Below are 13,918 nucleotides of genomic sequence, written 5' to 3'. Positions count from 1 at the left end.
CTTCCTAAAAAAATATTTTATAAGAATAAAATAGCAAAATGTGTTCCAATTTTTCTTAAACTATAAAATATTTACTAGCTTCTTCTTTATTTGCTGCTTTGCAAATATATTTTTGTTCGTTAAACAAACACTCATTTTCTATATCAGTATTTTTTGAATATGCTAAGGCTAAAGAACAAGCAAGTAAAATATCTTCCTTGCAAGCATCTTTACTAAGCAAAGAAATAGCTCCTAATTTATTTGTAAAAATTTCTATTAAATTAGTATCTTTTTTTGCTTCAAGCATTTTATTACCTTCTTCTTCATTACGAGAAATAACCATCTTAGCTCCATTAGGCAATCTTAAATGCCTACCTAGTTTAAGCATAGCAATATCACTTGCTTTTAAGCTATCGTATTTATTAAAATCAAGAATTTTATTTTTGTAAGCTTGTAAGGTTAATAAACACCCACCTGCAGGGCTTTCATAATCGTTAAAGCCATACTCTTTTGCAAGTTGCATTTGCCTTGTTCTACTTCTACCGCTAAAATCTAATAATTTGTTTCTATCAACCCAGCCTTTGCTTTCTGGTATGCTCTCTTCAAGTAATTTAGCGCTAAGTGGTCTTAAAATAAGATTATTTTCATCTCCACTTAAATTCTTTACACTCTTTAAAGCACTGCTTCTTTGACTCATTGGTCTTTGCCCTAAAACTTCTCCGCTTATCACAAAAGAAGCATTTTTTTCTTTAAGCATCATCAAAGCACACTTAAACATAAAAGCATGGCAATCAATACAAGGATTTATAGCCTTGCCATAACCGTATTTTGGATTAAAAAGCACTTCTTGCAAATATGAATTTGTAATATCTACTACACTAAAACTAGCTCCAGCCATTTTTGCTCTTTTTTCTAATAATTCAAAATTGCTAGGTCCAAAACCTGTGTAAAAAAATAAGGCTTCTACTTCTATATTTTGCTTTACGATAGTTGCAATAGAAAGCATACTATCAAGTCCGCCACTAAATAAGGCTAAGGCTTTCATTATTTATCTTCTCCTAATTTTTTTATTTGCATTCTTATTATATTTTTTTCATCTTCATAGCTATTTGAAAAATGCAAAATATCTAAAAATATTTTATAAGCAGTAAATAATTTTTCTTTACTGTAAATTATGCTTGTATTGATGTTTAAAGCATTTATAAATTCTTTAAATAATATTTGTTTTACTAGGTCGCTATTATTTTTATATAAAACTGCTAAATTACATAAAAAAGCACACATATCATTAATTTTCCAACTATAATGTGCATTATTTACAAAATCTAAAAGCATAGGGTCTGAAAATTCTAAATTGCATATTTTCTCAATTAAATTTTTTTGAGTGAAATTATCCTTTATAATTAATTCATTTAAATCTGTTTTTGAAATTGCTAAAAAATACAAAACACAAGCTTCAACTGAACTTAACTTTGTATTTGCTTTTGCAAGTACTTTTGGAATTTTTATGTTATTTAACAATTCATAATTTAAATTATATTTTTTACAAAACATACTTAAATGCTCGCTTGCTAAATAAGGTTCTAATTTTTTTGTGTAATCTAGCACTAAAGCATAAGCTTCTTTTATAGCAAATGGTTCAAATTTCATTAAGGCAAAATCTTGCATTGATGCAAGTTTTAAAGAATTTTTAAAAATATATTCAATACAAAAACTAATTAAATTTTGCCCTGTTTTAAACTCTTTATGCAAAGATAGGATTTTATCATTTTCAACAAATTCTGCTGGGTCTTTAAACTCTTTTAAGGTAATTACCTCGCCGTTATAATTATTTTGAGTAAATAATAATGCTGATTTAAAAGCAGCATTTTGCCCTGCGTTATCTTTATCAAAGCAAAGCTGAACAAAGCAATCTTTTTTAATTAATCTTAAATGATAAGCTGTAAGCGCTGTACCTAAAACCGCTACAGCATAAGTAAATCCTGCTGCGTGTAAGCTAATTACATCCATATATCCTTCGCAAATTATTATCTTTTTTTCTTTATTTATACTACTTTTTGCAAGATGATAAGCGTAAAAGATTTCTTTTTTATTAAATAATTTTGAAGCAGGAGAATTTACATATTTTGCAGGATTGTCTGCATTTAGCGTCCTTGCTCCAAATGCTATTAAAACACCGTTTGCATCATAAATTGGAAAGGTTATTCTTTCAATAAAAGACGCAAAATAACCATGTTCTGATTTTTTTAAAACCCCTTGTTTAAAAGCTTGTTCTTCGCTTATATTTGCTTTTTGTAAAATTCTTTTTGTGTCTTTAGTGCTTGGTGCATAACCTAAACAAAATTTAACCCTTAAATCTCTATTAATTTTACGAGAAGTTAAATAATTTAGCATTTGAGTTCTTACATTAAGCTCATTTACATAATATTCGTTTAAAACTACTAAGGCTTCATTTTGAATTCTAGGGGTATTTTTATTCATATCAAGATTAAAATTATACATAGCAGCAATTTCTTTTAAAGCTTCTAAAAAATCTACATTTTTATATTTTTGCACAAAGCTAAAAGCATCTCCACTAGCACCGCAGCCAAAACAATGAAATAATCCTTTTTCTTCGCTAATTTGCATACTAGGGTTTTTATCAGCATGAAAAGGGCATACACAAACACTATTATGACCTTTGCTAATAACTTGAATATAATTACTTATTACATCTTTTATATTGATAATTTCTTTTAATTTATTAATATTGCTCAAAACAAATCCTTACAATAAATTACAAATAGTATAAAAAAAATATGTTTCAAAGCAATAAAATCCTACTAAAAAGTAGGATTTTCTTTATTTTACAATAGGCTCTTTACTAACATTTTTCATAATATCATAAGGTCCGTATCTGTGTTGGTCTGTGCTAAAATCATCATCATAAGGCCCTACATCCATATCAAGCGGTTTTGTTCTTCTATCTGGAAAATCTTTTTGTCTATCTTTTTTGATTGGACGAGGTTGAGAATTAATGTAAGCTGCTACATCATACGCTTCTTCATCGCTTAAATTTGCTGCATCTTTTGGCATATTATGTTTTATATATTGAGCTGCTTTTATTAAGCGATACATCCCAGCACCTGTATTGTAGCTATCATTTCCCCATAATGCAGGATAAATATAATATCCACCTTTTTGCTCATCATTTTTTAAGCCTTCTCCATTTTCTCCATGACAAGCAACACATTGCTCTTCATAAATTACCTTACCTTTATTGATATCTGCTTTTCTTGTTAGTGTTGCAACTTTACCCAAGCCCTGCCCTTTAACATTTGCTCCAACTGGCACTCCTTGAGATAAAAAGTGAAAATAAGTAACCATAGCCTTCATTTCTTTAGAATTAATCGGTAAAGGCTTACCGTTCATACTACGCTCCATACAACCATTAATTCTATTTTCAATAGTAGCGACAACATCGCCCCTTGCTAAATATTGTGGAAATCTTGCATGTATTCCAACATAACCTGCTTCGTATGGAATAGTTCCGCCTTTTGCATGGCAAGAACTACAAGAAAGATTATTTCCTGCATAACGCATTTTTTCATCTTTTGCTTGTGGTCCTATAATATAAGCTGTTTCATTCATAATTTTGTTACCATAAACAACTGCTTGAATATATTTTGAATCTTTTGGTAATTTACTTTCATCAATATACCCATCATCCTCAATCGCCTCTGGCACAAACCAATCAACTTCTAAAGGCTTAATACCTGTTTGACTTTTAATTTTATTTACTTGCGGTTGAATTGCAAATAAACAGGTGCTTGCTAGGCACAAAACGAGTAAATTCTTTTTCATATTTTCTCCTTTTTAATAAATATTTTTTAATATAAGACTTAATTTATTAAATAAAAATTAAAAAAGAATTTATTTTTTTATTTTGTTACAATTTTACTCAACAGTAACACTTTTTGCTAAATTTCTTGGCATATCTACATTTGCACCCACTTTATTTGCAATTTCTAATGCAAAAAGCTGCATAATTACCATCATTTCAAAAAATTCAATCATATAATGATTGCAATCTTTTGTTTTTATGAAATCATCTGCCATATCAAATTCAATAGGTGAAATAACTAAAATATTTGCATCCCTAGCGCTTAATTCTAAAACATTACTCTTTGTTTTTTCATAAAGCATATTTTTTGGCATAAATGCAACACAAAATAATTCGCTATCAGCTAAAGCGATTGGTCCGTGTTTCATCTCTCCTGCTGCATAGCCTTCTGCGTGTAAATATGAAATTTCTTTTAATTTTAGTGAAGCTTCAAGAGCTAGTGGATAAAAAATATCTCTTGAAATAAAGAAAAACCCATGCCCATGTAAATATCTTTTACTAAGTCTTTTTATTTTTTCGTGTTGAGTTTTATTTACACTTAAATCAAGATTTTTTAAAACAAAAATTTCGTCTTTTAAAGCTCTTTTTTCATTTTTATTAAAATATAAAGATAAAAGCCATAAATTAACCATTTGAGCACAAAAAGCCTTCGTACTTGCTACGCTTTTTTCAATACCAGCACGAATTAAAACACAATAATCAGCAAGTCTTGCAATGCTAGAATTATCAACATTGCATAAGGCTAAGGTTTTAAGATTATTTTCTTTAGCAATCTTTAAAGCTTCAAGAGTATCAGCTGTTTCCCCACTTTGAGATATACAAATAAATAAGGCATTTTTATCTAAATAAGCATCTTTGTATCTAAATTCACTAGCAATTTCAATTCTAACTTCAATCTTTGCTTCTCTTTCAAATAAATAAGCACTAGCTAAAGCAGCGTGATAGCTAGTACCACACGCACAAATAATGATTTTTGAAAAATTATTTTCCAAGCTGCTTAATTCATCAAAACATATTTTATCATTTTTAATTCTTCCTAAAATCACATTTTTTACTATTTGAGCTTGCTCATAAATTTCTTTTTCCATAAAGGTAGAAAAACCATCTTTTTGTGCGCTTTGTCTATCTGATGAAAGCTGTTTAAATTCAATTTTTCCATTTAATAAAGTAATTTTATCTTCACTGATATAACCGTAATCACCATCGTTTAAATAGGCTACTTCTTTACTAATTCCAACTAAAGGTGCATCACAAGAAGCAAGATAAAATTCTTTATCGTTATCCCCTTTAGCGATTATTAAAGGTGCATTATTTTTTGCAAAAAATATAGTATTTTTAGCTTTTTTTGTAATTAATAAAATAGCATAAGCTCCTTGTAATTTTTTTACAACCTCACTAAAGGCTGTATAAACATCAAATTTTTTTGTATATTCTTCAAATAGATGAACTATTACTTCTGTATCTGTTTGGCTATTAAAATTAACATTTTTTAATTCTTCTTTTAATTCTTTATAATTTTCTATAATACCATTATGAATAACACAAGAAAATTCGCCATAATGTGGATGCGAATTGATATCATCTGGTTTGCCGTGAGTTGCCCATCTTGTATGACCTATTGCAACGCCAAGCTCTTTAAAACTTAAATCATTCATAAAATCACTTAGATTTTGCAATTTTCCTGCTTTTTTATAAAATTTTAATTCGTCATTGCATAAAATTGCCATTCCTGCACTATCATAACCTCTATATTCTAACTCTTTTAAACCATTTAATATTATTTCTTTTTTTTCTTTATTTCCTAAATATCCTACTATTCCGCACATTATAAACCTTTTTATTAAAATAAATAAAATTAAAATATACTAGCAATTTTTAAACAAAGTTTAAAAAAAATATTTTATTGATATCTTAAAATTAATTTATATTTTTTGTTTTACAATTTGTTACAAAAATGTAAATATAATTGCACACTTTAAGGAAGAAAGATGTTAGAAAAATTAAACAACAATGAACGCCTAAGTGATGAAGATTGTTATAAATTATACGATTTAGATTTACATACTTTAGGTTTTTACGCAAATAAAATTAGACAAAAATTACACTCAAATAAGGTTTATTTTAATTGTAACCGCCATATAAATCCAACTAATATGTGCGTTGATTCTTGTGCATTTTGTGCTTTTAGCGCTAATAAATTTAATCCTAACCCTTATCATTTAACACATGAAGAAATTATGCAAATTGTTGATAATACTGTAAAAAATGGTACAAAAGAAATTCACATTGTTTCAGCTCACAATAAAAAAGGTGGTTGGCAATGGTATTTTGAAATTTTTAAAAAGATTAAAGATAAATACCCACAAATACATATAAAAGCAATGACTGCAGCAGAAATTAATTTTATTGCAAAAACATATTTTAACGGAGATTTTAACGCTGTAATTGATAAAATGCTTGAATATAAAGTTGATTCTATGCCTGGTGGTGGGGCTGAAATTTTTAATGAAGAAATTAGAAATAAACTTTGCAAAGATAAGGTTAAAAGTGATGAATGGCTACACATTCACGGACTTTGGCATAAAAAAGGAAAAAAATCTAACGCCACAATGCTTTTTGGGCATATTGAAAAACAAGAACACAGAATTGAACATATGCTAAGAATTAGAAAACAACAAGATATTAGTGGTGGATTTAATGCTTTTATACCTCTTCTTTGGCAAAAAGATAATTCTTTTTTAAAAAATTTAGCACCACTTGGAAGTGTGGAAATTTTAAAAACAATAGCAATAGCTAGAATAATTTTAGATAATGTTGCAAATATTAAAGCTTATTGGGCGACATTAGGATTAAATCTTGCTATGGTTGCTCAAGAATATGGAGCAAACGATTTAGATGGAACAATAGAAAAAGAAAGCATTCAAAGTGCTGGTGGAGCAGCATCTAAAAATGGCTTAAGCTTAAATGATTTTGTTGAAAATATTAAAAGCTCTAATTTAAGAGCAATTGAAAGAGATAGCTTATACAATGAAATTAAAGAATATTAATTCATCTCAACACAAGGAAAATATATGGTTTAAAAATAAATATTATTTGGCATTTGATTTTTTAGTTTTTAGTTGCTTTAAGCGGGATTGATGTTTTAAAGGAAATTTATGGATTTTTTTAAATTAAAAGAAAACAAAACAAATGTAAAAACCGAGTTTAACGCCGCAATGGCGATTTTTTTATCAATGCTTTATATCGTTCCAACTAACGCAAGCATTTTAAGCGCTACTGGAATGAGCTATGATGCATTAATTATTGCTACAACACTTGTAACCATTATTACAACTGCTATGGTTGGCTTATTTGCCAATACTCCGATTGCTATGAGTACTGGTATGGGGCTTAATGTATTTTTCACATATTCAATGTGCTTAGGACAAAACATTCCTTGGCCAACTGCTTTGGGTGCTGTATTTATTAGTGGTTTCATCTTTTTAGTATTATCTTTTACGAATTTTCGTGTTTTTATACTAAAAAGCATACCTGAAGATTTTAGGAAGGCAATTTCTGCTGGTATTGGTTGTTTTTTAGCATTTATGGGTATGAATCAAGCGCATATTATTCAAGCTGACCCTGTAACATTGATAAAAATTGGAAATTTTGCTGATGCAAATGTTCAATTTGCTTTATTTGTATTGTTTTTAATAGTTTGCTTTTGGGCTTGGAATGTGCGTGCTGGTTTTATTTTAGCAGTTTTAATAGGCTCTGTGATTGCTTGGGCTTTTGGAATTAACGATGCTAAATTACCTGAAAATTTTATAGCTCTACCTGATTTTTCAAGTGAGCATGGTTTAATGAGTATTTTTGCAAAACTAGATATATTTGCTGCATTAAAAATTGCTATTTTACCTGCTATTATGACACTTTTTGTAACTCAATTATTTGATAGCATTGGTACTATTACCGGTGCTGGTCTTCGTGGGAATTTATTTGAAAATAAAAGCGAAGAAAAAGAAGGAGATAAAAAACTAGGTAAAACAATGATAGCTGATGCTGCTGGAACTTGCGTTGGAGCTGTTATTGGTACTAGCACTGCTACTGCCTTTGTTGAGAGTACTGCTGGTATTGAAGCTGGTGGTAGAACTGGGCTTACAAGTATTTTTGTGGCTTTATTATTTTGCTTATGTATTTTCTTTGTTCCATTTTTTAAAGCTATACCTGCAAATGCAATATACCCTATTTTAATTATGGTTGGTATTTTAATGTTTATGGAAGTTAGCAGAGTAGATTTTAAAGACCCTGCAAACTGTGTTGCAACATTTTTTGTTGTAATTATGATGCCATTTACATATTCTATTACAACTGGTATTGCTTTTGGTTTTATTTCTTATGTATTAGTAAGACTTTTACGCAAAGAATTTGACAAATTAAACAAAGGTATAATTGTAATTACTATAATTTGCCTTGCTGTGTTTTTATTACAATTTATTAAATTTTAAAATTAAAGGAAAAATATGTATAAATATACTTTTAGTGAATTTAACGATGATATTTTGCCATTTGCAAAAAAAATCAAAGAAGAATTTAACCCTGATGCTTTCGTAGGCATTGCAAGAGGTGGATTAACACTAACTCACGCTTTAGCAACTGCTTTAAAAAGCCGTGCTGCTTATAGTTTAAATAGTATTCATTATGATGGGCAAACAAAGCTTGATACAATTTTAATAAGCAATATCCCAGATTTAAGCAAACACAAAAAAGTTTTATTAATTGATGATATCGTTGATAGCGGAGAAAGTCTTGATGCAATAAGTAAGGAAATAAAAAGACTTTATCCATCACTAGAAGTAAAAATGGCTGTAATTTTTAATAAAAAAACAGCTATTATTCAACCTGATTTTTATATAAAAGAAGCAAAAGAATGGATTGAATTCTTTTGGGATTACGAAGTATAAAACACCACAAGTATTAAGCTTTTTGCTTAATACTTATTAAAGGAAAATAATGAATATTTATGAAGATAATTTTTGCTATATTAAACTTAATGATTCTAATATTCCTTGGCTAATTATTTATGCAAAAGAAAAACAAAAAGAACTTAGCGATAATATACAAGTAAGCAAGCATATTTTTAATCTTGCTATTTTTATTGAAAAAGAAATGATTGATTTTTTTAAACCTACTAAGATTAATCACGCTTCATTTGCAAACTACTTAACACAAGCACACTGGCATATAATGGCTAGATTTAGTGATGATGGCTTTTATCCTGAATGTATGTGGGGAAAAAAGCAAAGTGATATTTTAAAAGATTACACTAAAAATATTGATGAATTTTGCAATATTTTAAAAGAAAAATTAAAAACATTTAGCCAAACTTCACCTCAATAAAATTATAAATTGGCTAATTTATTTTGCAAATTAATTATTTACATAAATCAAAATCAATAAATATAGCTTAGCTTTGTAGATGTTAAACTTAAATATAATTAAAGGCTTAAAAACTTTTACCAAAATCACTCAAAAATAAAACATTAATCTTAATAATATTATTTTAAATAAATGAAGTAGTTAAAAGCTATTTTTCAAATTATAAACTTTTTGCTATTTTTAAAAAATCTTATTTGTTTAAATCTAGCTTTATTTTACTTATGTTATTTTTAGTTAATTTTCTTTGCTTTATTTAATGTTCTTAAACTTTTCTTACTAAGGTTTAAAACTTGCATTAAACACCAACTTCTTATAAATATCTAAATTTACAAATAAATTTAAAAATAAGAGTACTAGTTATTGGTAAAATTACTTTTAGATTTTGTTTTTAGCTATTTTTAAAAGCTTAAAACATATTTTGCCTTTCATTACAAAAATTTTAGATATTAATTTAAGTTATTTTATAAATGCCTCTAAGTTAAAAAACTTAAATGATAATATATGTTTTTTTGAAAATACAAAAGCAAATATTTAAAATAATGTTTAAATTATGATACTTTCTAAAGATTTGTGTTTTAATCAAGGCTATTTACATTTTAAACACTTCCTAAAAACACTATCTTTTAACCAAGCAAGATGAAATAAAAGAAGCTAACACAACATAAAGTAAAATGCCTTCACGAATAAAACATTAATTTAGAAAGTGAAATTTTAAAATATTATGATGTATTATTGAGTATTTTAAAAGAGCATTCTTTAGCTTTTAAAATTCTTTTAAAAGTTTTATAAAGTGTTTATAAAATAATATTATTTAGCATAAATATTCTATTGTTTGTAATTTATCTAAAAATTAAGGCTGCAATAAAGCTAAAAATTCATAACTAAGTAAAAATTGTTAGAATAAGTTTTATAATTTTTAGAGTATAACATACAAATATATTTTTATTTTTTTACTTATTATCTTTACATTTTTTACAAAATATTCAAATAAAATAAAAAATTCCTAGAAATTTACTGATTTAAAATCATTTAGCTTTTATAGGAATTCTAATAATTGTTTTTAGCTTTTCTTTTGCTACTTTTCTAGGGTCGCTTAAATAAATTTCATGGTGTTTTCTAACATTATTTACATCAAACTCATAGCCATTAATATTAGTAAATTCTTTCATCTTTAAAATTGTTTGCGGCTCTTCATCGTATGAACCAATGTGCATCGTTTGAACGCAAAGCCCTTCATTGATATTTAAAAACTCCACCAATGAACAATCAATCTTTTTCTTTTGCGACGCAGTTTTAACAGCCCACTTAAAATCATCTTCGCTTATAAAATCTGGCAATCTAATAAGGCTAATAAAATTAAACTCATACTTTTTAGAATAATCAACATCACTTAAATTATCTTGCCACCAAAATCCTTCAAGTGGAGGAACAACATATTCAAAAAAGTTTTTAATTTTATAATCACTCTTGTAGCTCATTTTAAGCGTATAAGATATAGCATATAACTTAGAAATTGCTTTTTGATAAGCTCCGTTAGGCTCATTTGGGTCGCCTTTACCACGAACGGCTACATAATTTATAGGTGGGATATTTAAAATTTGTATTTTTTTTGCTTGATAGAATTCTTTATAAGCTTTCTTAAAATCAAATGCCATTTTTAATCTCCAAAAATAAAGAATGGTATTTTAACCATTCTTTAAAATATTACTCCCATTCAATAGTTGCAGGTGGCTTACTTGAAATATCATAAACCACACGGTTAATACCTTGTACTTCATTTATTATTCTGCGGCTTACATTTTCAAGCAATTCATAAGGCAAGTGTGAAAATGTTGCTGTCATACCATCACTAGCATCAACAGCACGAAGAGCGATTGCATTATCGTAAGTTCTATTATCTCCCATAACTCCAACGCTTTTTACATTTAATAATACACAAAATGCTTGCCAAGTTTTATCATAATATCCATTTGCTTTAAGTTCTTGAATAAAGATATCATCCGCTTCTTTTAAGATATTTAAGCTTTCTTCATTTACTTCGCCCATAATTCTAATCGCAAGTCCTGGACCAGGGAATGGATGACGATACACTAAATCTTTACTAAGTCCAAGTTCAAGACCTAATAATCTTACCTCATCTTTAAAAATTTCTTTTAAAGGTTCAACTAATTTTAAATTCATTTTTTCAGGCAAACCGCCAACATTATGATGAGATTTAATTGTCTTAGAACTTCCTGCTACACTACTTTCAATAATGTCAGTATATAAAGTTCCTTGTGCTAAAAACTCAACACCACTTTGTTTTTTTGCAAATTCTTCAAAGATTTCTATGAAAGTATTACCAATAATCTTTCTTTTTTGTTCAGGGTCAATTACACCTTTTAACTTAGTTAAAAAGATTTCTCTTGCATCAATCGTATTTAATTCTATACCAAATTTTAATTTTAAAGCATTTTCTACTTGCTCTTTTTCATTCTTTCTTAATAATCCTGTATCAACAAAGACTAAAATAGTTTGCTCTTTAATAGAGCTAGCAAGTAAAGCAGCTACCACAGAGCTATCAACTCCACCGCTAATAGCACATAAAACCTTTTTATCTCCTACTTGTTCTTTAATTTTTGCGATTTGAGTTTTTGCAAAAGAACCCATATTCCATACACTTTCACAATTGCAAGCAAATTTTGCAAAATTCTTTAAGATATTTTTTCCAAACTCACTATGTTGAACTTCTGGATGAAATTGTAGTGCATAAATCTTTTTTTCTTCGTTTGCAATGGCACAAAATGGGCTATTTTCGCTAATTGCTGTTGTTATAAAACCTTCTGGTAAATTCTCAACTCTATCAGAATGGCTCATCCAAACAACTTGAGATTTAGGTAAATTATTAAATAAAGCACAATCGTATTTAACATTAATTTTTGCTTTTCCATATTCTTTATGCGAAGCTGCAACAACACTAGCTCCAAAATGATGAGCAATTAGCTGCATACCATAACAAATTCCTAAAATAGGCAAACCTAAATTAAATATTTCTTTATCACAAAAATAAGCGTCGTTTGCATAAACGCTTGCAGGACCACCACTTAAAATAATCCCCTTTGCATCATAATTTTTAATCTCTTTTGCACTTATATTAAATGGTAAAATAAGAGCATAAACGCCTTGCTCTCTTAAGCGTCTTGCGATAAGCTGTGTATATTGAGAGCCAAAGTCAAGCACTAAAATATCGGCTTTTTCCATAAAATTAAATCCTTTCAATAAAAATCAAAATATTCAAATTGTAACCACCAAACAATAACGGATATAATATAACCAACTAAAATTGTCCAAGCATATTTCATATGTGAGCTAAAAGTGTAAATTCCACGCATTTTTCCCATTACTCCAACTCCTGCTGCAGAACCAAATGATATTAATGAGCCACCTATTCCTGCAGTTAATGTTACAAGCAACCATTCATCCATATTCATATTAGGATTAGCCTTTAAAACAGCACTCATAACAGGCACATTATCAACAATAGCACTTAAAAAGCCTACCCCAATATTGCTTACACTAGCACCTGCAATATCGTATAATTTTGCAGCATAATTTAACCAACCTGCAAAATGTAAAGCCCCAACCGCAGCTAAAATTCCAAAGAAAAATAATAATGTATCCATTTCTATTTTACTCATATAAAAAAACACATTTATATCTTTTTTTCCTTTTTTTCTATTATAAAAATATGTCCATAAACTAAGTAAAGATAAGCCAAAAATCATACCCCACATAGCTGGTAATTCAAATAAAGAATGCATTATTACAGCACAAAAAATTGTAAAAATTCCTAAAAATATTACTAATTTTCCACCTTCATAAATTTTTTCTTCTTTTTGCTTGCTTGCATCAAAACTAGGAGCTATATTAGGCACAAAACGACTTAATAAATAAGCATTTACAAGCCAACCTAAAAAAGCTGCAGGGAATAATGCAAAAAAGTCTATAAATGGGCTTTTATTAGCCGTCCATACCATAAGAGTTGTAATATCTCCAAAAGGAGAAAAAGCACCACCTGCATTAGCTGCTACTACTATATTTATTGCACCTGGAACTAAAAAATTTGGAGTTTTATTATCAATCGTTAAAAGCACTGTTGAAAGTATTAAAGCCGTTGTTAGATTGTCTGCAACCGGAGAAATAAAAAACGCTAAAAGCCCTGTAAGCCAAAATAATTTACGATAGGTATAACCTTTACTTACTAATTTATATTTTAAAGCATTAAACACATTTCTTTCTATTAATGCTTCAATATAAGTCATAGCAACCATTAAGAAAAATATTATTTCTGCTATTTCTTCAATTAAAGACTTTACCTCTTCTTCTAATAGCTTTAAATCTTGATTATTTAAAAATAAATAAGCACCTAAGATTATAAACATTAGCGTACCGATAAAAATAGCTGGTTTTGTCTTATTTAAATGGTACTTATCTTCAGCTGCAATAAAATAATATCCAATAATGAATATTATTAAACAAGCAATCCCTGCCCAAGTAAAAGTAAGCTGCATTAGTTCTCCTTTAAATCACTTAAATTATTATCAATAAATGGTATTTGTTGTGTTTGCTTTTGCTCTGTATTATAAAAGCTTGGGTCTG

11 protein-coding genes are annotated in these 13,918 nt (G+C 28.2%); 4 read left to right on the top strand and 7 right to left on the bottom strand.

All coding sequences use genetic code 11. The annotated features are described in order from the left end of the window. Positions 1-55: 55 nt before the first annotated feature. The 4 genes from CCANL266_RS03120 to glmS form a co-directional block, all read right to left on the bottom strand. Positions 56-1,024, bottom strand: coding sequence for an ATP-binding protein (locus CCANL266_RS03120; RefSeq protein WP_172231205.1), 969 nt, complete (start codon positions 1,022-1,024; stop codon positions 56-58). After that, positions 1,024-2,736, bottom strand: coding sequence for a DNA primase (gene dnaG / locus CCANL266_RS03115; RefSeq protein WP_172231202.1), 1,713 nt, complete (start codon positions 2,734-2,736; stop codon positions 1,024-1,026). Before dnaG ends, CCANL266_RS03120 begins: the two co-directional genes overlap by 1 nt. 84 nt (positions 2,737-2,820) lie before the next feature. Continuing rightward, positions 2,821-3,822, bottom strand: a complete 1,002-nt coding sequence (locus CCANL266_RS03110) for a c-type cytochrome (RefSeq protein WP_172231199.1) — start codon at positions 3,820-3,822, stop codon at positions 2,821-2,823. Positions 3,823-3,915: 93 nt separating this feature from the next. Continuing rightward, positions 3,916-5,688, bottom strand: a complete 1,773-nt coding sequence (gene glmS, locus CCANL266_RS03105) for a glutamine--fructose-6-phosphate transaminase (isomerizing) (RefSeq protein ID WP_172231196.1) — start codon at positions 5,686-5,688, stop codon at positions 3,916-3,918. Between the two features lie 162 nt (positions 5,689-5,850). Between glmS and mqnE the strand changes: the two genes are divergently transcribed. The 4 genes from mqnE to CCANL266_RS03085 all read left to right on the top strand — a co-directional run bounded on the left by mqnE (position 5,851) and on the right by CCANL266_RS03085 (position 9,241). Further along, positions 5,851-6,909: an aminofutalosine synthase MqnE gene (mqnE, locus tag CCANL266_RS03100; protein ID WP_172231193.1), complete on the top strand. Its 1,059-nt coding sequence runs from the start codon at positions 5,851-5,853 to the stop codon at positions 6,907-6,909. Positions 6,910-7,017: 108 nt separating this feature from the next. Next, positions 7,018-8,349: an NCS2 family permease gene (locus tag CCANL266_RS03095; RefSeq protein WP_172231190.1), complete on the top strand. Its 1,332-nt coding sequence runs from the start codon at positions 7,018-7,020 to the stop codon at positions 8,347-8,349. A gap of 15 nt (positions 8,350-8,364) precedes the next feature. Beyond that, positions 8,365-8,805, top strand: a complete 441-nt coding sequence (locus CCANL266_RS03090) for a phosphoribosyltransferase (protein WP_172231187.1) — start codon at positions 8,365-8,367, stop codon at positions 8,803-8,805. A gap of 49 nt (positions 8,806-8,854) precedes the next feature. Further along, positions 8,855-9,241 carry an HIT family protein gene (locus CCANL266_RS03085; RefSeq protein ID WP_216657301.1) on the top strand — a complete coding sequence of 129 codons (387 nt, stop codon included), beginning with the start codon at positions 8,855-8,857 and terminating at the stop codon, positions 9,239-9,241. 1,064 nt (positions 9,242-10,305) lie between these two features. On the opposite strand, the gene CCANL266_RS03080 is transcribed toward CCANL266_RS03085, so the two are convergent. The 3 genes from CCANL266_RS03080 to nhaD are packed head-to-tail and all read right to left on the bottom strand — an operon-like array spanning position 10,306 to position 13,830. Continuing rightward, positions 10,306-10,935, bottom strand: coding sequence for a GyrI-like domain-containing protein (locus CCANL266_RS03080; RefSeq protein ID WP_172231184.1), 630 nt, complete (start codon positions 10,933-10,935; stop codon positions 10,306-10,308). A gap of 49 nt (positions 10,936-10,984) precedes the next feature. After that, on the bottom strand, positions 10,985-12,520 hold the full coding sequence (guaA, locus tag CCANL266_RS03075) for a glutamine-hydrolyzing GMP synthase (RefSeq protein WP_172231181.1): 1,536 nt from the start codon (positions 12,518-12,520) through the stop codon (positions 10,985-10,987). A gap of 14 nt (positions 12,521-12,534) precedes the next feature. Further along, positions 12,535-13,830, bottom strand: coding sequence for a sodium:proton antiporter NhaD (gene nhaD, locus CCANL266_RS03070; RefSeq protein ID WP_172231178.1), 1,296 nt, complete (start codon positions 13,828-13,830; stop codon positions 12,535-12,537). Between the last annotated feature and the right edge of the window lie 88 nt (positions 13,831-13,918).

Origin of the sequence: Campylobacter canadensis (genome assembly GCF_013177655.1) — a bacterium.
Taxonomy (GTDB): Bacteria; Campylobacterota; Campylobacteria; order Campylobacterales; family Campylobacteraceae; genus Campylobacter_E; species Campylobacter_E canadensis.
This window is presented reverse-complemented; position numbering and strand designations above follow the sequence as displayed.

Coding starts and splice junctions, on each gene's coding strand:
- mqnE (WP_172231193.1), top strand. CDS start 5,851: ATGTTAGAAAAATTAAACAACAATGAACGCCTAAGTGATGAAGATTGT.
- CCANL266_RS03085 (WP_216657301.1), top strand. CDS start 8,855: ATGAATATTTATGAAGATAATTTTTGCTATATTAAACTTAATGATTCT.
- nhaD (WP_172231178.1), bottom strand. CDS start 13,830: ATGCAGCTTACTTTTACTTGGGCAGGGATTGCTTGTTTAATAATATTC.
- CCANL266_RS03110 (WP_172231199.1), bottom strand. CDS start 3,822: ATGAAAAAGAATTTACTCGTTTTGTGCCTAGCAAGCACCTGTTTATTT.
- guaA (WP_172231181.1), bottom strand. CDS start 12,520: ATGGAAAAAGCCGATATTTTAGTGCTTGACTTTGGCTCTCAATATACA.
- CCANL266_RS03095 (WP_172231190.1), top strand. CDS start 7,018: ATGGATTTTTTTAAATTAAAAGAAAACAAAACAAATGTAAAAACCGAG.
- CCANL266_RS03120 (WP_172231205.1), bottom strand. CDS start 1,024: ATGAAAGCCTTAGCCTTATTTAGTGGCGGACTTGATAGTATGCTTTCT.
- glmS (WP_172231196.1), bottom strand. CDS start 5,688: ATGTGCGGAATAGTAGGATATTTAGGAAATAAAGAAAAAAAAGAAATA.
- CCANL266_RS03090 (WP_172231187.1), top strand. CDS start 8,365: ATGTATAAATATACTTTTAGTGAATTTAACGATGATATTTTGCCATTT.
- CCANL266_RS03080 (WP_172231184.1), bottom strand. CDS start 10,935: ATGGCATTTGATTTTAAGAAAGCTTATAAAGAATTCTATCAAGCAAAA.